At 61.9% G+C, this 24,326-nt stretch carries 23 protein-coding genes and 2 pseudogenes; 19 read left to right on the top strand and 6 right to left on the bottom strand.

Annotated elements, in window-relative coordinates:
* The first annotated feature begins 925 nt into the window (after positions 1-925).
* Entirely contained in the window at positions 926-1,762 is an 837-nt protein-coding gene (locus ACLF6L_RS08390) for a reverse transcriptase domain-containing protein (RefSeq protein ID WP_412851423.1), read from the top strand.
* Between the two features lie 387 nt (positions 1,763-2,149).
* Here ACLF6L_RS08390 and ACLF6L_RS08385 read toward each other — a convergent pair.
* From ACLF6L_RS08385 to ACLF6L_RS08370, 4 genes and pseudogenes are all read right to left on the bottom strand, one after another.
* Positions 2,150-3,390, bottom strand: a pseudogene (locus ACLF6L_RS08385) (IS3 family transposase).
* 48 nt (positions 3,391-3,438) lie between these two features.
* On the bottom strand, positions 3,439-4,248 hold the full coding sequence (locus tag ACLF6L_RS08380) for a hypothetical protein (RefSeq protein WP_412851422.1): 810 nt from the start codon (positions 4,246-4,248) through the stop codon (positions 3,439-3,441).
* Positions 4,249-4,337: 89 nt separating this feature from the next.
* Positions 4,338-6,629 carry a polysaccharide biosynthesis tyrosine autokinase gene (locus ACLF6L_RS08375; RefSeq protein WP_412851421.1) on the bottom strand — a complete coding sequence of 764 codons (2,292 nt, stop codon included), beginning with the start codon at positions 6,627-6,629 and terminating at the stop codon, positions 4,338-4,340.
* A 19-nt stretch (positions 6,630-6,648) separates the two neighbouring features.
* Entirely contained in the window at positions 6,649-7,782 is a 1,134-nt protein-coding gene (locus ACLF6L_RS08370; RefSeq protein ID WP_412851420.1) for a polysaccharide biosynthesis/export family protein, read from the bottom strand.
* Positions 7,783-8,028: 246 nt separating this feature from the next.
* On the opposite strand from ACLF6L_RS08370, the gene rfaH reads away from it, so the two are divergent.
* Positions 8,029-8,535, top strand: coding sequence for a transcription/translation regulatory transformer protein RfaH (gene rfaH, locus ACLF6L_RS08365; RefSeq protein WP_412851419.1), 507 nt, complete (start codon positions 8,029-8,031; stop codon positions 8,533-8,535).
* Positions 8,536-8,551: 16 nt separating this feature from the next.
* Here rfaH and ACLF6L_RS08360 read toward each other — a convergent pair whose 3' ends face one another.
* Positions 8,552-8,989: a low molecular weight protein-tyrosine-phosphatase gene (locus tag ACLF6L_RS08360; RefSeq protein ID WP_412851418.1), complete on the bottom strand. Its 438-nt coding sequence runs from the start codon at positions 8,987-8,989 to the stop codon at positions 8,552-8,554.
* Positions 8,990-9,089: 100 nt separating this feature from the next.
* Positions 9,090-10,229 carry a lipocalin family protein gene (locus tag ACLF6L_RS08355; protein ID WP_412851417.1) on the bottom strand — a complete coding sequence of 380 codons (1,140 nt, stop codon included), beginning with the start codon at positions 10,227-10,229 and terminating at the stop codon, positions 9,090-9,092.
* Between ACLF6L_RS08355 and ACLF6L_RS08350 the strand changes: the two genes are divergently transcribed.
* From ACLF6L_RS08350 to ACLF6L_RS08270, 17 genes and pseudogenes are all read left to right on the top strand, one after another.
* A complete protein-coding gene (locus ACLF6L_RS08350; RefSeq protein WP_412851416.1) occupies positions 10,206-10,433 on the top strand; it encodes a hypothetical protein in 228 nt (75 codons plus the stop codon). The genes ACLF6L_RS08355 and ACLF6L_RS08350 overlap by 24 nt on opposite strands.
* Positions 10,433-12,676: a polysaccharide biosynthesis tyrosine autokinase gene (locus ACLF6L_RS08345; protein ID WP_412851415.1), complete on the top strand. Its 2,244-nt coding sequence runs from the start codon at positions 10,433-10,435 to the stop codon at positions 12,674-12,676. The genes ACLF6L_RS08350 and ACLF6L_RS08345 overlap by 1 nt, the downstream gene beginning before the upstream one ends.
* Before the next feature lie 93 nt (positions 12,677-12,769).
* The gene (locus tag ACLF6L_RS08340; protein WP_412851414.1) at positions 12,770-14,377 is read left to right on the top strand and encodes an MraY family glycosyltransferase; all 1,608 of its coding nucleotides are present in this window, start codon (positions 12,770-12,772) and stop codon (positions 14,375-14,377) included.
* Positions 14,377-14,982 (top strand): transcription termination/antitermination protein NusG, encoded by a 606-nt coding sequence (gene nusG / locus ACLF6L_RS08335; protein WP_412851413.1) that lies wholly within the window; start codon positions 14,377-14,379, stop codon positions 14,980-14,982. Before ACLF6L_RS08340 ends, nusG begins: the two co-directional genes overlap by 1 nt.
* 37 nt (positions 14,983-15,019) lie before the next feature.
* Positions 15,020-15,385 carry a DUF4160 domain-containing protein gene (locus tag ACLF6L_RS08330; RefSeq protein ID WP_412851412.1) on the top strand — a complete coding sequence of 122 codons (366 nt, stop codon included), beginning with the start codon at positions 15,020-15,022 and terminating at the stop codon, positions 15,383-15,385.
* Positions 15,357-16,658 carry an AAA family ATPase gene (locus ACLF6L_RS08325; RefSeq protein WP_412851411.1) on the top strand — a complete coding sequence of 434 codons (1,302 nt, stop codon included), beginning with the start codon at positions 15,357-15,359 and terminating at the stop codon, positions 16,656-16,658. The genes ACLF6L_RS08330 and ACLF6L_RS08325 overlap by 29 nt, the downstream gene beginning before the upstream one ends.
* A 119-nt stretch (positions 16,659-16,777) precedes the next feature.
* Positions 16,778-17,395, top strand: a complete 618-nt coding sequence (locus tag ACLF6L_RS08320) for a retron system putative HNH endonuclease (protein ID WP_412851410.1) — start codon at positions 16,778-16,780, stop codon at positions 17,393-17,395.
* Positions 17,396-17,433: 38 nt separating this feature from the next.
* Positions 17,434-17,559, top strand: coding sequence for a hypothetical protein (locus ACLF6L_RS08315; protein WP_412851409.1), 126 nt, complete (start codon positions 17,434-17,436; stop codon positions 17,557-17,559).
* A gap of 225 nt (positions 17,560-17,784) precedes the next feature.
* Positions 17,785-17,979 (top strand): annotated as a pseudogene (locus tag ACLF6L_RS08310) (MarR family EPS-associated transcriptional regulator); the annotation flags it as partial.
* A 90-nt stretch (positions 17,980-18,069) separates the two neighbouring features.
* Positions 18,070-18,450 carry an IS66 family insertion sequence element accessory protein TnpA gene (gene tnpA / locus ACLF6L_RS08305; RefSeq protein ID WP_412851408.1) on the top strand — a complete coding sequence of 127 codons (381 nt, stop codon included), beginning with the start codon at positions 18,070-18,072 and terminating at the stop codon, positions 18,448-18,450.
* Complete coding sequence (gene tnpB / locus ACLF6L_RS08300) at positions 18,447-18,809, top strand: IS66 family insertion sequence element accessory protein TnpB (protein ID WP_090209625.1); 363 nt, start codon at positions 18,447-18,449, stop codon at positions 18,807-18,809. Before tnpA ends, tnpB begins: the two co-directional genes overlap by 4 nt.
* 59 nt (positions 18,810-18,868) lie before the next feature.
* The gene (gene tnpC / locus ACLF6L_RS08295) at positions 18,869-20,509 is read left to right on the top strand and encodes an IS66 family transposase (RefSeq protein WP_412851407.1); all 1,641 of its coding nucleotides are present in this window, start codon (positions 18,869-18,871) and stop codon (positions 20,507-20,509) included.
* Complete coding sequence (locus ACLF6L_RS08290; RefSeq protein ID WP_412851406.1) at positions 20,493-20,696, top strand: hypothetical protein; 204 nt, start codon at positions 20,493-20,495, stop codon at positions 20,694-20,696. The genes tnpC and ACLF6L_RS08290 overlap by 17 nt, the downstream gene beginning before the upstream one ends.
* Before the next feature lie 474 nt (positions 20,697-21,170).
* The gene (locus ACLF6L_RS08285) at positions 21,171-21,581 is read left to right on the top strand and encodes a hypothetical protein (RefSeq protein ID WP_238618188.1); all 411 of its coding nucleotides are present in this window, start codon (positions 21,171-21,173) and stop codon (positions 21,579-21,581) included.
* On the top strand, positions 21,578-21,967 hold the full coding sequence (locus ACLF6L_RS08280) for a helix-turn-helix domain-containing protein (RefSeq protein WP_238618187.1): 390 nt from the start codon (positions 21,578-21,580) through the stop codon (positions 21,965-21,967). The genes ACLF6L_RS08285 and ACLF6L_RS08280 overlap by 4 nt, the downstream gene beginning before the upstream one ends.
* Positions 21,968-21,970: 3 nt before the next feature.
* On the top strand, positions 21,971-22,513 hold the full coding sequence (locus ACLF6L_RS08275) for a hypothetical protein (protein ID WP_412851405.1): 543 nt from the start codon (positions 21,971-21,973) through the stop codon (positions 22,511-22,513).
* A 438-nt stretch (positions 22,514-22,951) separates the two neighbouring features.
* Positions 22,952-24,313: an oligosaccharide flippase family protein gene (locus tag ACLF6L_RS08270; RefSeq protein ID WP_412851404.1), complete on the top strand. Its 1,362-nt coding sequence runs from the start codon at positions 22,952-22,954 to the stop codon at positions 24,311-24,313.
* The last annotated feature ends 13 nt before the right edge of the window (positions 24,314-24,326 follow it).

The following is a 24,326-nucleotide window of genomic DNA, read 5'->3' as shown; positions in this document are numbered from 1 at the left end:
GTCTAAGGAAGAGGCGTGCTGAAACCTTTCACTGTGACCCGTCGGGTGAAAGTCCCGAACCGGTAAGGCCGACCCGCCACCGGAACCGAGTTTTGCGTGGGCCATGGGCGACCTGGTCTGCGAAGCGTAAACAGGGGGCGTGCAGGCCGTGTGATTGAACCTCGAAATTCCCGAATCGTGGGGCCGACGTACTCTGGTGTGCGGAAGGCAACAGAGTGCAGACCGAGAGGGTCGGGTCTGCACTCCCCGCCGGGGTCTGAGAGCAGGGCATGTACGCAAGGGTCACCCAGGAACCTGGGAGGGCTGATTCGCTCTTTGCGAGACAGGCGGCGCGGGCGCCGCGTTACAAGTGGCCCAGTATCGCCCACCCGATAGGTGCCGGTTGGGTAGGCGCGAAGACGGCACACCGCAAAGTACCACCAAGCGAAGGCAACGAAGCGCGGTGGGATGGCGGGTCAGCAATCGGAGTCGGCTGATAGTACTGATGACGGTGGGGAACTCACCCGAGAGGACCCATCCGAGGAAAGCGGCCGATCGGTCTAAATACACGTCTGGAGGGACAGATGACGCGAGCATTGGATCGCGAGACCATCTCAACGCGACAACAGGCGATCGCGGAATTGGCGAGAAAGGCACCGGAGAGGGCACTGCTGACACTGGCACACCACATGGATCTGGGGTGGCTGGAAGAAGCGTATCGTCGCACGCGCAAGGACGGCGCGGTGGGTGTGGACGGCGTGACCGCCGAGGCGTACGAGCAGAGACTCCATGAGAACCTGAACGATCTGCTCGAACGGTTCAAGAGCGGTCGCTACCGTACGCCACCGGTGCGGCGCGTGCATATTCCCAAGGCGGGAACGAAGGACCAGACCCGGCCATCGGCATCCCCACCCTGGAGGACAAGATATTCCAACGGGCGGTGCTTATGGTGCTGGAACCGGTGTACGAGCAGGACTTTCTGGACTGCTCGTACGGCTTCCGACCGGGCCGCAGTGCCCACCAGGCGCTCGAAGCGCTCTGGCAGGGGCTGATGGACATCGGTGGAGGCTGGGTGATCGGGGTTCTCAGTCGACCCGAGCGGGGCAGCCCGCAAGGTGGGGTCATCAGTCCGTTGCTGTCGAATATCTACCTGCACGAATTGCTCGACCGTTGGTTCGAGCGGGAGGTCAAACCACGTCTGCGGGGGCGGACCTTCATGGTCCGCTTTGCCGATGACGCAGTGCTGGCCTTCGAGCGGGAAGACGACGCGCGACGGGTGATGGAGGTGCTTCTCATGCGGTTCCAACGCTACGGGCTCACGCTTCACCCGGAGAAAACCCGACTACTGGACTTCCGTCGCCCCTCAAGTACCGGTCAGGGCTGCGGCACCCAACGGGATCGCAGCTTCGACCTGCTCGGCTTCACTCACTACTGGGGACGCTCCAGGAAGGGGCGCTGGGTCGTGCAACGCAAGACGGCCAGAGATCGGTTCCGCCGTGCCATGCGGCAGACCGGGCAGTGGTGTCGCTTCAATCGCCACCTGCCACTGGCGGAGCAAAAGCGGGCACTGAGTCGCAAGCTCAGGGGCCATGACGCCTATTATGGAATCACCGGCAATGCGCGAGCACTGTCGCGATTCCGCTTCGCGATCTACCGAAGCTGGTATAAGTGGCTCAATCGTCGCTCCCACGCGACGCGCCTTGACTGGTCGACCTTCAACCGTCTGCTCAAGCGCTACCCTCTCCCGCCCGTGCGGGTGGTACACAGTATCTATGTCACGTAGCGAATGTTGGACTGAGGAGCCGGATGCCTTAATTGGGCAAGTCCGGATCTGTGGGAGCCGGGAGCGGGTGACCGCTCCCGGCGACCCGGTCCGCGGGTGAGTAATCACCTGCGGCCACCCGGCCCTCTGCGTACCGAGTGATGAGAAGCAGATGGCTGGCAAGGCGGTACACAGCGTTGGTCTCGGCGTGCTGCTGGTTTGCCTGGCCGAAAAATCGACCGGAATGAAGCGGAGCCGCTGGCCTTGGGAATCACGGAGTGGCACAAGGATCTGGCGCCGGAAGGCGAAAGCACGGTGGTTTTACGGGATAGCGCGTTCGCCGACGATGTGGCAAATACGAATGCGGCCTAAAGTGGACCCCATCGTCAAGACAGAAAGAGTACGAGTTTAAGCAATAGCTTGGGGTTCGCTCGCAGCGGAACAGCGCTGCCCTGGTACTGCGGTTTCACTGGGTGGCGTCACAGCCGACGGGCCGTACTTATCCACGATCAGTGCGCCTCCGCCCTGCCGGTTCCGATAGACCGTATCCGGTGTCTCGTTCGCCAGAGCCGCGTGGGGGCGTTCGCCGTTGTAGAACGCGAAGTAGTCCATCAGTCCCAGCGTGACTTCCTTGAGATTGGCGTAGCCCTTGAGGTAGACGTCTTCATATTTCACCGTCCGCCAGAGTCGCTCGACGAAGATGTTGTCAAAGGCCCTTCCGCGGCCATCCATGCTGATAGTGACTCCCTCTCGCTTGAGCACGCCAGTGAACGAGTCAGCCGTGAACTGCGAGCCCTGGTCACTGTTGAAGATCTCCGGTGGCCCGTACAGCTGCAGGGCCTCTTCGAGGCAGTCAACGCAGAAGGTCGTATCCATGGTGTTGCTGAGCCGCCAACTCAAGACCTTGCGGCTGTACCAGTCCAGGATCGCGACCAAGTAGGCGAAGCCCTGAGCCAGACGGATGTAGGTGATGTCGGTACTCCAAACCTGGTTGGGCCGGTTGACCACAACGCCACGCAGCCGATACGGATAAACCTTGTGCTGCGGGTGCGGACGACTGGTATGCGGACCCGGCGCGATCGCCGCCAACCCCATCCGACGCATCAGGCGCTGGACACACTTACGGTTGACCTTATGGCCCTGGGTCCGCAGCTCGACCACCATGCGCCGACTCCCGTAGAACGGCCGTCGTGTGTAGATCTCGTCGATGAGTCCACACAGCAGCAGGTCGCCGGCCTCATCCGGTGACAAACGCCAGCGCGCATACACGGTCGCCCGGGAAACCCCGGCCAGCGCACACTGGCGAACGATGGAGATCTCGCCACCCGCGTCAATCCAGTCTTGACGGTTCACGGCAGGTTGATCCCGGACTTTTTTTTGAGCCAATCGAGTTCCATCTTCAGGCGCCCAATCTCACCGTAGAGACGGTCCGGGGCATCCTTTTCCGACACTGGCTTGGGGCCCCGCTTGCCTTCGAAGAGCGTGCCAGCCTGCTCGAGGATCGCCTTCTTCCACTGGGTCACTTGGGCGGGATGGACCCCGTAGGCTTGACCGATCTCGTTGACGGTCTTGACCCCCTGAATCGCCTCAAGACCAACTTTCGCCTTGAATTCAGCGTTGTACGTGTTTCTCTTCCGTTTTTCAGTCATCTTGTTAGTATCCCGATTCAGCCCCCCACTCAGAGCTTAAACTGCTGTCTAGATATCGGGGTCCACTATATTCCGGTCCGTCACATCCCCCATGGCCAGGGTGACCTGGGCATTGAGTGCACGGAAGGGACGGAGATTGATGCCGGCGATCCACTCGTCACCCGCCCAGGAGGCGCTGGCGGCCAGGTAATGGGTGAGCCCGATGCCCAGCCCGAAAAAACCGTCCTCATCCCGTCCCAGATTGCTCACGGCCGTGCCGTAACCGGCGGTCAGCATCACCGGAATCGGTCGAGCCGGATCCTGCGTATTCACATTCAGCACCGTGGTGCCCGCGACGTAACGGTTGACATCCACCTCCCTCGCATCTCCCCAGCGCACCACATTGTTGGCACCCACCGCCACGGAACTGATGCCCTGGTCGGTCAGGCCCGGCAAGATCCGGTGCAGCTTGACGTTGAGATTCCCGTCTTCGGCAAACTGCGAAGGCGTGGTGCTGATGATGCCCAGAGTCACCTCCAGACCGACCGCATTGCGCGCATCACCCAAACCCAGCCCCAGGGCCGCCGAGGCATCGGTATCCGAGCGACTGCGTTCACGCTTGTCCGTCACCACCCCGGCGACAAAACCGGCACCATGGGGCAGGCCAAACCCCGTGGTCACCCCGAAATTGGTGGCCTGAGGCTGCGGGAGCGGATCGCGCACCAGGGTGCGCAGGAATGCCAGAAAATCCGCCTCCGACAGCGCCTGATCCTCAGGCGAGGATGCCGTGGACGCCACGGCGGGGGAGAGGCTCAGACTCAGCAGCAGCAAGGTTCCGATCAGCCGTCCAAAGCCATTGGAACAGAGATAGCGTTGCATATTTAATTTCCTTGGCCTGTGAATCAACAAGCCCATGATCCGGCCCCAACTCAGGGGTTTGAAGCGGGAATTGATCGAAAACGGATGGATCAGGGCGAGGTCGAACGTCGGCCGTAGCCTGATCGGTAATAGCGTCGGTAACCATAGCCGTAGGCGCCGTAGTAACCCTGACTGATACCGGCCGGCACATACTGGTTCAGGACAAAACCCAGCACGTTGGCACCGGCCCGCCGCATCCGCTTCACCGTTTCCGTCACCTCCGCCATCTTGTGATCGCTGCTCTTGAGCACCACCAGCGTATTCATGCCGCCACGAGAGAGCGTGGCCGCATCCGAAAACATCAGCGCCGGCGGCGTATCCAGAATGATCCGGTCGTATCGCTGCACGGCTTCATCCAGCAGACGCTGGAACTGTGCATGCATCAGCAGGGGATAACTTCCACGGACACAGTGGCCGGCACTCATCATTTCCAGCCCCGGGACATCCAGCGGCTGCACCACCTGATCCAGCGCGTAGCCCCCCGCCAGATAATCCGTCAGGCCCAGACCGTGATCGTCGGCCGGCAGATAAGGCTTGAGCGACTGCTTGCGGATGTCGGCATCAATCACCAGTACCCGTGCGCCGCTCTGGGCCATGATCGCCCCCAGGTTGATGCTCAGGAACGACTTGCCCACTCCCGGACTGGGGCCCGTCAGCAACAGCACCTGGGCGGTGCCGGGACCCGCGGCCATCAGCAGGCCGGTATTCAGGCTGCGGATAGCCTCCACCGCGGGATCCTCGTTGTCCTGCAGGCACAGGGGCGGGATCGGATCCCCCTGCCGGGCACGCTGGGACAATCGCCGCTGCAAACGACTGTCCGGTACCACACCAAACACCGGCAGACCGCTGTCCTGCTCCAGGCGATCCGGATCATGTACCCGTCGCCCGGCCGCATGCAGCAAGAAGGCCGCGGCCGCGCCCAGCATCAGGCCGAGCAGGGCGGCAATCGTGATGATGGACCCCGACCCCCTCCCCACCGGGATTGCCATCGGCACCGCGGAATCGATGACCCGCACCGAACCCACGATCCCCGCCTGGGCGATCTGCAGTTCCTGGGCCGTATTGAGGAGATTGACGTAGATCTCGGTGGCCGCCTTGGCCTCCCGCTGCAGACTCAGCAGGGTCTGCTGGGCTACCGGCAGACGACTCACCTCCCGTTCCGCGGCCCTCAGTTCCTGGCGCAGACGGGCAATCTGCCGGTCAAGCCCCTGAATCCTGGGATGTTCCACCGTCAGACGCAGCAACAGCTCCTCACGGGTGGCGCGCAGTTCCCCAAGCTGGGTGTCCAGTTCCACCAGACGGTTCAGCACCCAGGACGCATCCCGATCCAGGTCCGTCGTCCCTTCGGATTGCATGAAATCAATCAGGGCCTGTTCCGCACGTTCCACCTCACGTCGCAGCCCCGGAATCTGTTCATCCAGAAACGCCAGCGTGGCGCGGGCCTGTTCCGAACGGCGCTCCACATGCTGACGTTGATAACTCTGGGCAATGGCATTGGCCCGGCGCGCCGCCTCCTCGGGGGAAGCCGCCTGCACCGACAGGGTCATCAGTCCGGTCTGGCGTCCCATCTCGCGCACGGCAAGCTGACCGCGCAGACTCGTCACGGCATTCAGCTCACTACGGCGGGACAGCAGGAAACGAGCGCCCACCGGCGCCTCCAGATCCATGACCCGCAACGTGACGGTCAGGTTATCCATGCTCACCTCCAGCAGATCGCCCGTCCGGCCTTCCGCCAGAAGGCTGTCGCCTTCCGCCGTCCAGAGGCCGAAGTGCTGATCCTCCCGGACCTCCAGGATCACGGACCTGGCCGCCCATGGACCCTCGAAATCCAGCCGGCTCACCGCAATGCGTGCTTCCAGGCCCGCATAATGCCGCAGCCGATCACCCAGCAGCGGCAGCGCCAGCAGGGGAGAGTCCCCGGACAGGGGGCGGCCCAGCAACGGCAGCGATACCGGCGACGCCACGATATCCAGTTGCAGTTCCCGGACCACCGGCGCCAGCACCATGCGCGACTTGATGATCTCAAGCTCCGTGGCAATTCCCGGCAAATCCGGCATGAAGTCCGGCCCCAGGGGCAGGGCCAGTCCCGGGTGCTTCAGCTCCACCTGCAACAGCGCGCTGCTCTCGTAGCTGGGCAGGGACTGCCAGGAGACAAAACCGCCCAGCAGGGCACCGGCCAGCAGCCCGCCCAGGATCTGCCATTTGCCGCGCAGGGCGATATCCAGCAATTGGCTCAGATCGATGACATCACCGTCATCCATTCCCTGAACATGGGGAGATTGCCCGGCCGTGCCCTGATGCGGCTCATCCGCCGGGTAAGACTGTCTTGTGGGTACTGACATGGGTATGCCTGTTCAAGCCTTAATGGGTACTGATCAGCGGACCCTGATTGGCCTCGCGAAGAATGATCAGCGACGGCAGCAGCTGATTGATAAAGCGGTTCCAGCGGGTAATCGGGGCGGTGTCCACGTAGACCACATCCCGTGCGGCCAGGTGGAAGCGGTCACCCAGCAGCAGACCGTCGGCACGGCGCAGGTCCAGATAGAACACCCGGGGTTGCTCCGCCGTGCCCCGCAGCACGTAGACGCTCCGTGCCCGCGACGTCACCGGATCCAGGCCCGAGGACTCGGCCAGCGCCTGGGTCAGGGTCAGGCCGGCCCGGGGCAGGGGCAGGCTGCTGCCGCGGCGCACTTCCCCCAGCACATACACCCGGGACCCACTGTTGTCCGGCACATACACCAGATCCGTCTCCCGCAGCAGCAGGCCTCCGGCCAGATCGGCGCGTTCGAACATTTCCAGCACATCCACCCGGAACACAAGGCCGTTGCGGGTCACGCTCACCTCGCGCAGATCCGCCCTGTCCGAAGGCCCACCGGCCCGATAAATCGCATCGATCAGCGTCAGCGGCCGATCCTGGATCGCGACCGGGCCGGGCAACTCGACAGCACCGACCACCCGCACCTGGCGTCCCCGGTATTCCAGCACCCGAACGTCCACCTGAGGATCTTCAAACACCCGCGAGAGCAGCGTGGTGATCAGTTGCTGGGCACCCTGGGCCGACAGGTCGGCCACCTGCACCCGGCCCAGATAGGGGAAAAAGATGGTGCCGTCCTGAGCCACCACATGCCGGGGCAGGGCATCCCGATCGATGAGTGAAAATTCTTCATTGCCCCACACGGTGATCTCAAGCACATCCCGGGGGGCGATCCGGTAATCCGCCCGGATCTCTTCCGGCGCCGCCAGGGGAATGGCGTGAGACCGGCTGAGGGAGGACGGATCTCTCCGGGACGCGCTGGTCGGCGTGATCGCCTGCACCTCCACTTTCAGGCCGGTCGGCGTTTCGTAGATCCCCTCCGGGTCCGCGGCCCTTTCCAACTGGGCCGGGGTCGGCATGCTCATGCCCGGTGTCGTGCATCCCGTCATCAGGGACAGGGCCAACAGCGCGACGCCGGGTATGAAGCGAATGGGGTACTTCAGGCGTGGGTACGAAGCCACCTTGCCACCTTCCTTGAATGTCTCTGACGGGTGCAAGGGTGTGATTCTAAGTATCTGAAAAAAATAAAGAACAACCCGAGCCCGGCTAAAAGATCCATTACGGAGGCAATGTCCCCGGTGGTGTGCGGGGGTGAGCGGGGAGGGGCGGGCGAATCCATCCGTTGTGGATTGGATTGATTTCAAAACGGCGGATAGCGGGACTTAACATGACCGGGAGTGGAGCGGATCGCAAAGGAGAGATCCGAAATGGAAACAGCCTGGTATCTGGTCTACTGCAAACCCAGGCAGGAAGCCCTGGCCGCATCGAGACTGCGGGCGCAGGATTACCGGATCTACCTGCCGCGACTCAAGCGTCGCGTTCGTCGCGCGGGGCGGATTCGTGAGCTGGAAGAGGCCCTGTTTCCCCGTTACCTGTTCGCCGCCCCAAGCCACGAGGACCAGAGCATTGCACCCATCCGTTCCACCGTGGGTGTCACCAGCCTGGTCCGTTTCGGCGAGCAATACCCGTACATCGATGCCGGGATCATCAGTCTTTTGCGGGGCAGGGAAGACCCGGCCACCGGCTGTCATCACCTGCCGGCGGATCTCCCCCAACCCGGCCAGCGGGTGGTCATCACCCAAGGCCCGCTGGAAGGTCTGGAAGGCATCTTCGAAACCCTTTCCGGAGAAACCCGCGTCTTCATCCTCCTGGACTGGCTAGGCAAACAGACCCGCGCCCGTATCAACCTGGAAGACATCCGAAGGATTGCCTGACCCGCCCAGCCCGGCCTTACACCCTGGAAAGCCACTCCCCGACGCCCTGCCGGATTTCCTCGTGGACCCGCTGATACACCGACTCCGACCGCCGATAAGGATCCTCGATCACCCGCTCCGACCAATGCCCCAGCAAAAAGACCTTGCCGCGGGCGGAAGGGGACAGCTCCAGCAGATACTGACGATGCACCGGCTCCATCACCAGAATCAGATCCGCCCGGCGGACATGATCCTCGGTCACTTGCACCGCCCTGTGCTCCTCCAGAGATAACCCCTGATCCGCCGCCAACCGCCGGGTGATCTCATCCGCCGGATGACCCACCAGCGCCCCGATCCCCGCCGACTCGACACGGACATCCCGCCCCGCCGTCTCCAGCTGTTGCCTAAGACAGGCTTCGGCAAACGGGCTTCGACAGATATTACCGGTACAGAGGGTCAGCAAGTGTTTGAACATGGGGCCAGCAAGGTCTGATTCAGGGTGTGAGACAGTGTTTTAACACGTCGAACGAAAACGTGTGCGGCAGAGGCCGGCACACAAGGATGGCACTGGCGGCTCAATGGTCATGGGTGATACCGGGGGCAGGGACGATGCCGTCGTAGCCGCTCATTTCCACAAAACCCATGCCTTCCAGGGCACCGCTGACTCGCACCCCGCCTTCCCAGTAGAGCATGAAGATGCTCTCCCGACCGTCGAACTCACTGTTCTGACGCAAGGGTTCGATCTGCAATCGACCCTCCGGCAGTTCGATCTCCCAGGCCGCGGGATAACGCAGACCCGACTGCGGGCTGGTCCATTCCCCAAGGCTGCGAACCCGGATGTCTCCGGATGAAATCGTTTCCGAAAGTCCCTGGCGGGAACGGGTACCCAGGGTCGTCAGCGGGCTGCCGTGCTGATCGTAGAGTTCGTAAATCATCAGCTCCGTGCCGTCCTCCAGATGCAGGGCAAACCAGTTCCAGCCCAGCCTGGTGGCTTCGAAATCCCCCCACTGGTGGTCGAACCAGACCTCTCCGGTCACCGGGACCGGGGCGTCCCGGCCTACCCGGACCTGCCCCCGGGCCTGCATGCGCGGTCGTGAGTAGTAATAGCTGATGCCCGCGTCCCCGAAGTCCAGCAGGCCCGGGGTGGCCGAGCCGTGAGCTTTGTGCAGGACTGGCGGCCAGGGGTCCGTCAGGGCCAGGGTCAGTTGGAATGCGTCCTCGTTCATGATGACCACATGGTCGTCACCAAACCCCGATACCCGCCAGTCCGCATAACGGAAATCGAAACCTTCGGCGTTGACCGGGGATGGGATACCGGCGGTACGGTGCTGAGCGGTATGGCGGCGATCGTTGTCATGATCGGTGAATGAGCCATGGAAGACGGTATGTCGCACGATGCCGTCGCGCAGGAAGACGGTGACATGGAAGCTGTAATGCTCGCCCTGTTCGCCGAACAGGTGGCCGCTGTAGTACCACCATTCGGTGGCGCTGACATGGGGGGCCTCATCTTGGGGGAGCACGAGCGGCGGCAGGGCTGAAGTGCGTTCCCGTGCCGGCGGCATGGGGGCTTCGTGGTGATGCCGTGCCTGACCATCCGGGCCTGGAACCAGAAGTACCCAGTACAGCAGGATGACCGTGGCGATCAGGGTCAGGGCAATGAAGGGACCGAGGAATCGGCGCCAGAGGGCGACATGCGTGACGAGGAGGGCGGGCAACCCCGGCTCTACCATCTCAACGCCAAATCCCCCGATGCCCTGCTGCTGGCGGAACGCTTCCACCTGCAGCCCCGTGACATCGTCTATGTGGACGTGGCCGACATCGTTCGCTTCAACCGGGTGATCGCCAACATCCAGCCCACCTGGAGCCTGCTGAACACCGTCAGCGGCGTGCGCTATCCCCTGTTCGGGGGGCGTCAGTGATGAACCGTCCCCCGCCGCATACCCCCGTCAACGAACCACCCCGCGTGGGCCATCCGCCCGCCGCGCCGGTGGAAGACGACGGCGACACCATCCACATCGGCGAACTGATCGGCACGGTCCTGCAGTACAAGTGGCTCATCGCGGCCGTCACCGCCCTGGCCCTGTGCGGCGGCATCTTCGCCGCCTTCACCGCCACCCCCATCTACCGGTCCGATGCCCTGCTGCAGGTGGAGGAAAAGGGCAAGAGCCTCTCCGCCCTGCAGGATGTGCAGGCCATCATGTCCGACAACGTCACCGTCAGCGCCGAACTGGAAATCCTGCGCTCGCGCATGATCCTGGGCCGGGTGGTGGACCGCCTGGGGCTGGAAATCTTCGCTCGGCCGGCCTACCCCCCCGTGTTCGGCGATGCCTTCGCCCGACGCCACGGCGGCAGCGAACTGGCCGGAGCCCGGTTCGGAATGGAACGCTACGCCTGGGGCGGCGAGCGCATCCGCATCGAAAGCCTGGAAGTGCCCCCGAGCCGCATCGGCCAGGGCATGACCCTGCTCACCGGCCAGAACGGCATGTACACCCTGCGGGACCGGGACAGCCGCATCCTGGTCACCGGCCGGGTGGGGGAACCCGCCACGGGCAGCGACATCCAGATCTTCATCTCCGAACTCCATGCCCGCCCCGGCACGGAATTCATTGTCGGCCGTCGCAGCCGGGGCGCCGCCATCGACGCCCTGCGCGGCCAGTTCGAGGTCCGGGAACGGGGCAGGGGGTCCGGCGTGCTGGAACTGGCCCTGCGTGGCCCCGACCGCGCCAGCCTGACCACGGTGCTGGACGAGATCATGAACGCCTACGTGCGCCAGAACGTGGAACACCGTTCCGCCGAAGCGGAAAACACCCTGGTCTTCCTGGAATCCCAGCTGCCCCTGCTCAAGAGCCAGCTCGACGCCGCCGAGGCCGCCTACAACAACTACCGCCAGACCCGCGGCTCCGTGGATCTCACCATGGAAACCCGCAGTGTGCTGGGATCGATCGTCGAGGTGGACAACGACATCATCCGCCTCCAGCAACAGCGGGAAGAACTGCGCCAGCGCTATACCGCGGAACACCCCCGCATGGTGGCCCTGGATGCCCAGATCCGCCGTCTGAGCACCCGGCGCAATCAGCTCGAAGGCCAGGTCTCCGAACTGCCGGACACCCAGCAGACCGCCCTGCGCCTGCGCCGGGACGTGGAAGTCTCCACCGCCCTCTACACCAGCCTGCTCCACAGCGCCCAGCAACTGCGCGTGGCCCGGGCCGGTACCGTGGGCGATGCCCGCATCATCGATTCCGCCGTGGTCTCCCGTGGCCCGGTGGCCCCCAGCCAGCAGCGGATCCTGCTCATCAGCGTGCTCCTGGGCCTGATGGCCGGTCTGGGCCTGGTCTTCCTGATCCGCGCCCTACGGGTGGTGGTGGAAGACCCGGAAACCATCGAAAAACACCTGGGCCTGCCCGTGTACGCCACCATTCCCCACAGCAAGGCGGAAGAGGCCATCTCCCGGCAATCCCGTCGCGGCCGCATCTCCGGTGAACTGCTGGCCATCACCCGCCCCACCGACGACGCCGTGGAAAGCCTGCGCAGCCTGCGCACCACCATCCACTTCGCCCTGCTGGACTCCTCCCGTGGCTCGCTGCTCATCACCGGCCCCTCCCAGGGCGTGGGCAAGAGCTTCATTTCCAAGAACCTGGGCGTGGTCCTGGCCCAGTCCGGCAAGACCGTGGTGCTGGTGGATGCCGACCTGCGCAAGGGCCACATGCATCGGGAGTTTTCCATCTCCCGGGAAGGGGGCGTCACCGAATACATCGCCGGCACCATCGAACTGCCGCGCATCATCCGCGCCACGCCCCAGGACGGACTCAAGGTGGTCACCACCGGCCAGATCCCGCCCAACCCCTCGGAACTGCTCATGCACGAGCGGTTCACCAGCCTGCTGGACACCCTTTCGGGCATGTTCGACATCGTCATCGTCGATGCCCCGCCCATCCTGGCCGTGTCCGACGCCGCCATCATCGCCCGCAACCTGGGTGGTGCCACCTTGCTGGTGGCCAGGGCAGGGCGGCATCCGATCCAGGAAATCGAACAGTCGGTCAAGCGCCTGTCCCAGGCCGGGGTGAACGTCAAGGGGGTGATCTTCAACGACCTGGACGTCAACCGCCAGCGCTACCGCTACGGGTATCGCGGCTACGTGTATCGCTACGGCTATCGGTCATGACCTGATTAAGCGCCCCTGTCAGGGATTTATGCAGTCACCTTCGACCCCGCCGTCGGAGTGCCGGAGAACGGACATGCTCCAAGGAGACAGAACGTGCTGGATTTGCTGATCATTGGGGCCGCCGCGCTCTTCTCCGTGGCCGCCATCCGACTGGCCATGGCCTTTTCAGAGGCCTATGGTCTGGTGGACCATCCCGGGGAACACAAGGCCCATAAACGCAGCACCCCCTTCGTTGGGGGCTTCGGCATCCTCAGTGCCTTTGCCCTGGGGGTGGTCATCCTGGACCAGACCCACCCGGAACTGCGTTTCCAGTGGCTCCTCATGGCCACGGCGGCGTTTGCCATCTTCATCACCGGCCTCACCGACGACCTCATCCGGCTGGGGTTTCGTCTTCGCCTGCTGGTCCAGACCGGCGCCGCCCTGGTCATGACCCTGGGCGCCGGCGTGATCCTGGTCGACCTAGGGCCGCTCCTGCTCGGCCACCCCCTGCACCTGGCCATGCTGGCCATCCCGTTCACCCTCTTCGCCACCGTGGGCGGCATCAACGCCCTCAACATGATGGACGGCATCGACGGACTGGCGGGCACCCTGTCCTTCGTCACCATGGCCCTGATTGCTGTGCTCATCGCCCTGGCCGGCGGCTCTCCTTACTACATGCTGGTGCTGTGCCTGCTGGGCGGACTGGCGGGATTTTTGTACTTCAACCTGCGCCATCACGGTCAGCCCTGCGCCCGGGTATTCATGGGCGACAACGGCAGCATGCTGCTGGGCCTGCTGTTTGCCTGGATCCTGGTGGGTCTGTCCCAGGGGGAGGGAAGTGTGATCCAGCCGGTGGCGGCCCTGTCTCTGTTCGTCATCCCCCTGCTGGATACCCTGAGCGTGATCCTGCGCCGCCTGTGGCTGGGCCGTTCCCCCTTCACCCCCGACCGCAGCCACCTGCATCACCTGCTGCAGCGGGCCGGATTCCGGGTGGATCACGCAGTGGCGTTCATCACCCTGCTGCATCTGGTGCTTGCCACCGCCGGCCTGGTGCTGCTCCATGCGGGTGTCCCGGAATGGCTCATGCTGGCAGGCTTCCTGGCCTTGTTCGCGGGGTATTTCTACCTCACCGTCCGCCCCTGGCGGGTCGTCCCCACGCTGCGCCGCCTGCATACCCGGATGACACTGGTGCCGGCGACCACCACCGGGATCTACATCGGCGACAAGGCCGCCCGCGACCCCAAGGCCCTCATGCGCGCCCTGGCCGAGGAACTGGACCCCAGCGAAACCTTCTGCCTGCGGATCTATGAACACAATCCCGGCACCCCCCAGGCGGGCATCCGCTACGCCCTGGTGGAGATCCCCCTGGAGGACGAAGAAGCCAACTCCGACGCCGTCACCCGCTACACCCGGCGCCTGAAAAACAACCTGAGCATCCACCAGGACCTGACCGTCCGCGCCCTGGTGGCCCGCAAGCGCGACAACGACCCCCGCCAGGAAAACCTGGCCCGCAACGCCAACCAGCGCTGCCGCGACCGGCGGATCCACCATGCCTGCACCCTGGTTTTCGAAGCCCACGCCTTCGTCCAGCGCGGCCTGATCGTGGACGGCCAGGTACGGGACATGGACTGGCTCTCCCACCCTGATCCCCAGGCACTTCCCAAAACCCGCCCCCAAGGGCTGGCCGCACAGGAACGCATCAAGACGGAGGGAGACACCTGATGCCGACCGCCACGCAAACCCGCCCGACCCAACGGAGCTTCGACACCCGCGCCTCCGTGCGTGACCCCGGCATCGGCACCTTTGTTCGGGACTTCAACACCGGCACCCCCTGGTATGTGGTCCAGACCAAGCCGCGCCAGGAACACATCGCCGTCAGCCACCTGGCGGAGCAGGGCTACCACACCTACCTGCCATTGCACGCCTGCTGGAAACGTCGCCAACGCCGCTGGACCCGCGTCCGCGAGGTCTACTTCCCGCGCTACGCCTTCTTCAGCCCCGCCCACCCCCAGCAGGGCATCGCCCCCGTCCGCAGCACCTGCGGCGTCAGCCGAGTGATCTGCTTCGGCCACACCCCGGCCACCATCGCCCCCCGTCTGCTCCAGGAACTCCACACCCTGGAACAGACCCTGCAGCACCTGGACCCGGACACCGCCGCCAGCCTTTTCAGGCCCGGCGACACCGTCCGCCTCACCGACGGCCCCCTGGCCGGCCACACCGGCATCATCTCCACCTGCGCCAAGGACCGCGTCACCGTGATGATGACCCTCCTGGGCCAGCACAGCCCCGTCACTGTCCCCATCGACGCCATCACGCGCGCTCCATAGCCACCCCTGGGAGCCAGCCGTGTGACACCAAGGCTGGGTGCGGGCCTCGCCCGCGAAGGCTGCGGGCATAAAGCATCGCCAGGGCGCTACTATTGCAGCGCGTCGCCGGCAGGAGGCGAGTTCTCCGGTTCCCGATGGCAGGTCAGTTGGCAGTCCCTGCCTTCACGTCTACCATGGGCAGCAAAAAGCGACGGTAGACATTCGCACATGCGAGATTATCGAAGGCAATCTTCCGAAGTGGCAGACGAAAATGGCCTTGGCATGGGCGGGGCTTCGCCTGGACGGCTTGATGGCAGGCCCGCTCCCACGGGGAGCAGTTATTTTGCCGAAAAGCCCGGACTCCATCGAAGACCGCTCTCTGAGGAGCCAGGCAAATGAAGCTCGACACGCTGACACTGACTAATTTCCGGCGCTTTAAAAGCCTGGAGGTTACTTTTCATCCAGAACTGACTGTTTTGGCTGCCAGGAATGGCCAGGGAAAAACCAGCGTGCTGGATGCAGCCACGGTGGCACTGGGCACGTTTGTTGGTGCTTTTGATTTGGGTAAATCCAAGTCCATCGAATACCGTGATGCCAGATACCAGCGTCTTCAAGGCCGCTCGGATAATGAGCAAGTTTTCCCGGTTCGTATTGAAGCAACCCTGGACTGCTTGAATGCCCCCGTAGTCCGTGAGCTGGGAGCTAAAGGGCGAACGACGGTTAAAGGTGCCGCCGAGCTGACAAACATGGGTAAAGCGCTCATGGACCGTGTGCGCGGACTGGAGCCGGTCGACTTACCACTATTGGCGTACTACAGCTCCGGTCGTCTGTGGAATGCTCACAAAAACATCAGCCGTAAAGCAGTGCTCAGTACCAGCCGCACCATGGGTTACGAAGACTGTTTTAGCTCCGCATCCAGTTTTACCCAGGTTCAACAGTGGATGACAAAAGCCACACTGGCCGTATTGCAACAGAAAAGCATGGATGCCTACGAAAACTACACACTGCCGGACCAGATTGAAGGCATCCGGAACACGGTGGATAAAGTGCTGAAAAACGAGGGTTGGAGTGGCTTTCACTATAGTGTTCAACATGAAGAGTTGGCCATGACCCACCCGGATATGGGCGTGTTACCCGTTACGCAACTCAGCGACGGTGTACGTGCCATGGTCTCTCTGGTCGCCGACATGGCGTGGCGTTGCGCAAAACTCAACCCCCAAATGGGCGCAAGGGCACAGCAGGAGACACAAGGTATCGCCTTGATTGACGAAGTGGACATGCACCTGCATCCGGAGTGGCAACAAACAGTCATTCAAACCCTGCGCGAGGCGTTTCCCCATATCCAGTTTGTTGTAACCACACATAGCCCCCAGGTATTGAGTACCATTCGGCGGGAAAATGTCCGTGTTATCCAAAGTGATGCCGAGGGTGGCGCGACAGCAGAGCGACCGCTGGCCAGAACCTATGGTGAACCAAGCAATTCCGTGCTACAGGGTGTGATGTTGGTGGATCCACAGCCACCGGTTGCCGAGAAAAAAGACCTTCAGCGCCTGACCGAATTAGTGGATCAAGGGCTTTATGAAAGTGGTGAAGCAAAAGCCTTGAGATCTCACCTGGAAGAGGTTCTGGGTGAAAAACACGCCCAACTGCAGCGCCTGCAGCGCAGTATTGAAAGGCAGAAGGCACTTCAGAGATGAGGGAAATAAAAAAACAGGGAAATGGTGGTTATCATCTGAATCAGGCAAACCAAACGCCCCCAAAAACCGCTACACACGCCACAAGACGGTGGAGTCGCTTCAATCACAAACCGGAAGTGATGAAATATCTGCTGGATGAGCAATACCATCTGTGCTGTTATAGCGAATTAGACGCGAACGCCTATGGTATCGGCTTTCACATCGAGCATGTTGAGAACAAAAGCCAGAACCCGGAACGGACTTTTGATTACAGTAATCTCGCGGCCAGTGCCATAGATGCACAGCGTATCGGGGTTCTAAAAGGCCGCCAGCAGGTAGTCGGTGTGACAACTGATCTTTTCGGGGGGCACGCACCGGGTAAACAAGGTACTGTGGATATACAAAGATTTGTCTCACCCCATCAGCCCGATTGTTCCAGATTCTTCTCTTACCTTTCAGATGGACGCATTGTGCCCAAAGAAAATCTGAATGAGTGGGACAGCGAGCGGGCCCAGTACACCATCGATGTTCTGAATCTCAACAGCCAATTTTTGCAGAGCGAACGCAAACAGTGGTGGGATGAGCTGAGCGAATTGTTTAACGAACACCTGGATAACGAAATGGATCTGCACAGCCTGGCGAAAGTGGATCTTTCCCCTGTTTCTGGAAAACTCAAATCCTTTTTCAGCATGACCCGACAATTTTTCGGCCCTATTGCCGAAGATGTTCTCCGACATGACCAACCAGAATTGTTATGACAGTCCCCACTTAGAGCACCCAATAGCCCCATAAACGAATGCTCGGGGACAAGCGCCACGACATCCTGTTCATCGGCTACGGGGCCACCGGCACCCCGGCCACGCCATTCAGAAATACCGGCCATGATGAAGCCCTCAAGGCCCACCCCCAAATTCCCCCTTGAAACCCCCCAAAAAAACCAGTACCGTTCAAACCCTGAACAACCAAAACCGCCCCCGCGGTCGAGCGACCCCCCTGAATCCCCAGGGACCGGACCCGCTTCCTTCATGCATCCCCCAACATGCACGAAGATGGCGGCAGCATGCCTGCAGCTTCCCAAGCCTTCAAATACCAGCCCGCCAAGCTCCACACCTTGGACACCCACAGCGACACCATTCGCCTGCGGCTCCTGCGCCTGCTGGCCGACAACCCCCAGCTCACCCAGCGGGAACTGGCACAAGCGCTGGGCGTGAGCCTGGGCGCCACCCACTACAGCCTGCGCGCCCTCATCGACAAGGGCCTGGTGAAGGCCGAAAACTTCCGCAACAGCCAGAACAAACGCGCCTACGCCTACCTGCTCACCCCCAAGGGCCTCAAGGAAAAGCGTATCCGTCCGGTAGCCCCCGTATTCCATAGTCCCCACTGATCCTCCATCGTCACCGGTACGATCTCAAGCAATAAGGGGATGTGGCGGATGAGCAGAGGTATCCAACAGCGCAAGCGCGCTTTCTGGAAGGATCTGGTCCAGCAGTGGGCGGCCTCAGGCCAGAGCAAGGCGGCCTTCGCCCGTCAGCATGGGGTCACGCCCCGCCAGTTATCGCAATGGGCGGCGCGGTACCCGGAGTGGGTGCTGGGCGAGGCTGAGCCAGGGCGCGCGCCTTCGAAGCCGACAGCCGTGCCGCAGCGGTTTTTGGCGGTCCGCACGGTGGAGGACAAGCCCGATCCCGTGGCCCTGTCGCTGCAGCCCGGGGTTGGACCGGTGGTCGTGGCATTGGGCAATGGCCGACGGTTGGAACTGTATCCGGGGTTCTGCGCGCAGACCTTGAAACGGGCCATGCAGGTGCTGGAGGCATGATCGGCTGGCCCACGGGGATGGCCATCCATCTGGCAGTGGCGCCGGTGGATTTCCGCAAGGCCTTCGATGGCTTGTGTATCGAGATTGTTGAGGTGCTGGAGCGGGATCCACTCAGCGGCGAGCTGTTCGTCTTCCGCAACCGGGCCGGAGACAAGCTCAAGGCCCTGTACTGGGATGGTCAGGGCTTCGTGATGATCTACAAGCGCCTGGAGAAGGGGCGCTTCAAGTGGCCCCATCACGCCGAGGGTGATGCAGAGGAGGTTCGGCTCTCCCGCAGCCAGTTGCAGGCTTTGTTCGAGGGCATCGACTGGCGGCGCCTGGAAATGCCCCCACGATGCCTTGCCACCGCCACCGGTTAATAGATAATTATTATCTATAAGTCAGCCACTTAGCGCGCCATGAATGGTAAAATGCGGGCATGTCGAACACCGCTGCACAAGGCCTGCCGACGCCCCCTCCCAACCTGCGCGAGTCTCAACTTCGCGCCGCCGTGGCAGAGCGCGATGAGGTCATCGCGCAGCAGTCCCAGCAGCTCGTTCAGCTGCAGTCCACGGTCAATGAACTGAGCGAACAACTGCAGCGCCTCAAGGACCAGGTCCTTGAAGCACAGCGCAAACGCTTCGGGCAAAGCTCTGAACGCGGCCGTTACCTCCAGGAGGATCTATTCCATCCGCTGGAGGCACCCATCCCCGAGCAGGACGAAGAAGAGGCCGCCGCCCAGGCGCCCACGAAACGGCGCAAGACCCAACCGCCCCGGGGCCGCCGTGCCCTGCCACCGGAACTGCCCCGGGAGACGATGCGCTACGACTACGACGATGAAACCCGGGCCCAGCTGGAGGCACAGAACGGTGGCCCGCTGGAAGAGATCGGCGTCGATGTGACCGAGACCCTCGAGTACGCCCCCGGGCATCTGTACGTCAAGCGCCATGAAGTGCCCAAGTATGCAATCCGGGGTGATCAGGGGGAGCGCACCATCGTCTCCCCACCACGCCCCTCGCCGCCGATCCCCGGCGCTCAGGTGGGTGCCAGCCTGCTGGCCCATACCGTGATCAGCAAGTTCGCGGATCACCTGCCGCTCAACCGCATCAGTCAGCAGCTGGCCCGGGATGGTTATGACGTTCCCCGCCAGCGGCTGTGCGATTACGTGCTGCTGTCCGCCTCGGTCCTGGCCCCGCTGGCCGACCTCATCCGCCAGGATGCCCTGGCCAGTCCGGTGTTGCACAGTGACGACACCACGGTGCCGCAACTGGAGAAGGGTCGACGACAAACCCGAACCTGCCGCCTGTGGCTCTACCTGGGCCGCGGGCGGGAAGACGGCATCATCCCGGTGTTCTACGACTACACCACCAACCGATCCCAGGAAGGTCCACTGGCACACCTGCGTGACTACCAGGGATATCTGCAAGCCGATGCCTATGCGGGCTACCTCAATGCCGAACGGATCCAGGCGGCGCTGGTCTGGTGTGCCTGCTGGTCCCATGCCCGGCGCCCGTTCGAAAAGATCGCCCGCAAACACAAGCAGCGCGGCCGCGTGCATCTCATCATGAAGCTGATCACCGCGATCTACCAGGTGGAATCGCGCCTGCGAAGGCAAGGGATCAATGATCCCGAGCTGATCCGGCAGGAACGCCAGCGGCGCACGGTGCCGATCCTTAAGCGCCTGCGTCGGCTGCTGGACCGCATCCTGCCCAGCCTGCCTCCCCGGGGGGAGTTCGCCGGGGCGATCCGCTACACCCTCAACCACTGGCAGGCCCTGCTGCGCTTCACCGAGGATGGCCGCCTGGAGCCCGACAACAACCGCGGCGAACGTGCCCTGCGCGGCGTATGCGTGAGTCGCAAGAACTGGAACTTCACCGGCTCGGAGAATGGCGGTCACGCCCTGGCCATCCTGCTCACCCTCCTGGAGACCTGCAAGCAGAACGGGGTGAACCCCCGTCACTATCTGATCGATGTGCTTGAGCGCATCCAGGATCATCCCGCCAATCGCCTCCACGAACTGCTGCCCTATCACTGGGCACCGCTGGCCCAGAGTTGCGGGGAGCATGCCAGCCCCGACTGACGGCTGGCTATACGGGGGCTACCGGACGGATACGGAAAAGCTGCACATCACCCGCGCCTTCCTGGCGCGCAAGCAAAAGGAATGCGAGGCGATTCAGCGGGAGATTGAGGTGTTGAAGAAAGAGCTGGGGGAAGACGTGAAAACCGCGCCACGCGAACCCGTTCAACCGCGCAAGTCAGGGCGCTGAAAAGTCTCACCCTCGTGGAGCTGGCCTTGCCAGCGAATCGCTGCGACAGCAGCGCCGTGGCAGCCAGGCTTCATACAGAGTCAGGAGCAAATGGAGGCATGTGCCCTACGGAGTGGGCGATCGTCGCGTGCCTCATGGCCATCCAGAGTGCCAACGAGCCCGTGGGCAAAGAGCTTCCTGAGCTGACCGCAGGACAATCGGAACAAATCGAAGCATTCGCCCTGCGAGGCGAGATCAAGGGTCTGAAGGACGGAAGGGCAGATTTGGTAGCGGAATGAGTCCCTTTCTGCTTTCCCGGACATCGGCACGGGCGCTCGAGGTGTCCTGTCCGGGGGCTGGTCCTTGTGGGAGCGTGCCTTTTGCCCGGGAAGGCGGCGGGCACTATCTCCCAAGCACGGGCTTGTTACCCCTTCTAGCCTCTGACCGGACTCCTGCACGCAAGCCTGGACATTTGTTTACTTATTGGTAAACTCCATGGAAGAGTACCAAGGTGCCAAGCTGACCATTCGCTACTGCGAACAACCGCCGCCGGGGAGCGGTGCTGAGGCCTGGATGCCGCCGAGTCTGCAGGAGGCCCTCTCGTCAATCCAGGCCGGCAAGCATGCCAGCTGGCTCGCGCGCTTTTATAACCGCCGCAGGCAATTGGCCGACACAGGCAGGCTAAGGTCGCCGGATTACTGGAATACCGAAGGCGACTTACCCAATGGGAAGAACTTCTATGCCATCAAGGTGGACAAGATCCGGGCCTATGGATGGTACTCAAATCGCCATGGTGGGGTGTTTTACGTCAGTCACTTCGCTTTCAAGAAGGGACAAAAGCTCGCTCAAAAGGACACGCATCGCGTGATCGAGAACTGGCGAAAGATTGAGGAGTCACAGACATGACCGATTTTCTGGACCGTTGGGCTGCCGAAAGCCCGGAAAACGCCCGGCTAGTAGCCCAGGAACGGCTCATTACCCAAGTCACGGAGGCACTCTGGCAGGAAATGGAAGAGGCTGGAGTCAACAAGGCCGACCTGGCAGCCCGCATGGGCACCACCAGAGGCTACATCTCCCAGATCCTGAGTGGATCCCGCAACATGACCCTGCGCACCCTGGCGGATATCTGCTTCGCCCTGGGCAAAAGCCCTGATTTCTCCCTGAATGGCGCCGAGGCGGACGGCTGGGAATTCAGGCCCGTTGAAAAATTCACCTGTGGGCACCCCAGGATCCGCTACACGGAAACCGGCAACGTGCTCCATCCCATGGATTGCTGGAAGACCGCAGCCTGAAGCATGGATCGCTCACTCATCGAGATCGCCACCAAGGCCTTGAGTATCCGCGCGGTTCACCTGCGCGGCGGCCACATCCGCTGCAAGGAGGGCGTTCTTCCGCCGTATCTTGATGATGAACTGGATCTCACACCCCAGTTCCGTGGCAAGCCGGGCGCCAGGATCGATATCCTGGGCTTTGAGGAGCAGACGAAAGCGATCCCGCGCCGCATAGCCATGTGCCACTTCCAGGCCGGTGTCCGTCTCGTGGACAATGCCAGTGTGACGGAAACTGCCCCAGTGGATGAAGAGGACGTGTACCTGGAGATCACGGCGGATTTCTGCGCCGAATACGACATCCGCGACGGCATCGAAGACGAAACGCTGCGGCCCGCGCTTGAAGAATTTTCTCGCTACAACGTGGGCTATCACATCTGGCCTTACTGGCGGGAATACGTACAGGGCACGTGTGCCCGTATGGGTATCCCCCCCATCCCCATTCCCATGTATATGCTCAAGGCTCGCGACTCCAACGAAGCATCAGAATCCTGTCAGCCCACCAAGTGAAACTCCGCCAGGTCATCCTCGAAAATTACCGCGTGTGGGGGCACTGCGCAGTGCCTCTCGGTCCACGGCTGCCACTTTGTATTGGGGAGAATGGTTCCGGCAAGACAGCGCCTGGACGAGTGCGTGATCAACCCCGTGATGGAGCTATGCGCCTGGAAATTACCTTCCCCCTCATCCCCCCCGGCCCTCCCCCAAGGGGAGAACGGTGAACCTGGATTCTTTCAGGTTAATGCTGGCCCGCCCCCGACAACGGGGCCGGGCCATACAAAACGGGCTGCATGACAGCCGCCGACCCGCACCACAGGGCCTGCAAACGCCCATGGAACTGGTGACTCCTTGCACTTTAGGGTGCACGGGGATGGCGGTAGCGTGCCTGGAAGTCACCCACAAAAAAGCTCCGAAATGCCAGCTTGTGAATGGTGAACTCGAGCTGAAAGAATGGCCTCACTCAATACCCTAGCTCAAACCTTTCTACCGCGAAGCCTTTATCAGCGCCTGGCTGCATCGGATATCAGTCGCCGACTTGCCCGAGGGTCGTTCTGGTCATTGGTGAACGCCCTGGTAATGAAGTCCGCAACGCTTGTCCAGGCCATTGTGCTTGCGCGTCTGCTTGGGATCAGCGGATTCGGAGAATGGGGCATTCTTCTTAGCACCATCGCCATGGTCGGCGTCTTCGCCTCCTTTGGTCTCGGAATTACTACCACTAAGCATGTTGCCCAGTGGCACAAAGACGAACCCGAACGCCTGAGTCGACTACTGGGCTTGCTCCAACTCGCCGCGTTTACGATGGGGCTCATCATATGCCTTGTCTTGTGGCTTGCATCACGCCCTGTGGCCGAGCACCTTTTAACCGCACCCCATCTATCCGGAGCCATGGTATTCGTCGGGATTATCGTCCTGCTCAATGCGATATCTTCCGTCTACGTAGCTATCATTAACGGCTTGGAGCGATTTCGGGATTCGGCAGTCATACATGCCTTTACAACCTTGTCGGGTGTTATCCTAACCATTGTCCTGGCCCATTTTTTCGGAGTGATGGGCGCTATTGTAGGGCTTGCCATTACAAGTTTATTAAACGCAGGTGCATTCGCCATTTGGGCCATTGTTCTACTGCGGCGGCGGAATATCCCACTATATGCTCAGAATCCTCTTGCAGAGTGGCGGGGCATACGTGATTTTGCTCTGCCCACGGCGATAGCAGGTGCCATAGTCATGGTAGCTATGTGGGCTGCACAGCTCATGCTTGTTCGGCAGCCGGGTGGTTTTGACGAAATGGGTGCGTATCAAGCCGCCAACCAGTGGCGCACAGTGATCGTTTTCTTACCAACGCAATTACTCGCGGCTTATCTCCCAGTACTTTCTTCACTCTTGGGGGGAGATCAAGCGCATAGTCAGCGATTGCAGCAACGAACACTATTGCTGGTAACCGGAATAACATTGGGAATATCCGCACCCATAATACTGGCTGCACCATGGTTGATGGCGCTCTATGGTTCCGAATTTGTGATCTTTTGGCCGATACTGGTGTTGGTTGCCTTGATCCCGATGTTTGATATCGCGCATGTGGTTTTTCAAAAAACTGCCATCGCTCATGGCTACGCTTGGACCTTGTTACTTTCCAACCTAGCCCTGGTGGCTGCGGTGGCGGTTGGTATATTTTGGTTGATACCTGCCTATCTGGGCGTGGGACTTGCGTTGACATTGTTGTTGGGCTACGCCAGCCGTGTGATGGCTGAGTATTTCATCTACCGGTTTAAGGCGCTTCAGGTAGTGTCAACGTCACCGCAAAACGCAGCTTGAGCGGAAGGATCAA

The organism is Ectothiorhodospira shaposhnikovii (assembly GCF_047222355.1).
Classification (GTDB): domain Bacteria; phylum Pseudomonadota; class Gammaproteobacteria; order Ectothiorhodospirales; family Ectothiorhodospiraceae; genus Ectothiorhodospira.
The sequence above is the reverse complement of the archived record's forward strand: the minus strand, read 5'-3'. Positions and strand labels throughout refer to the sequence as shown.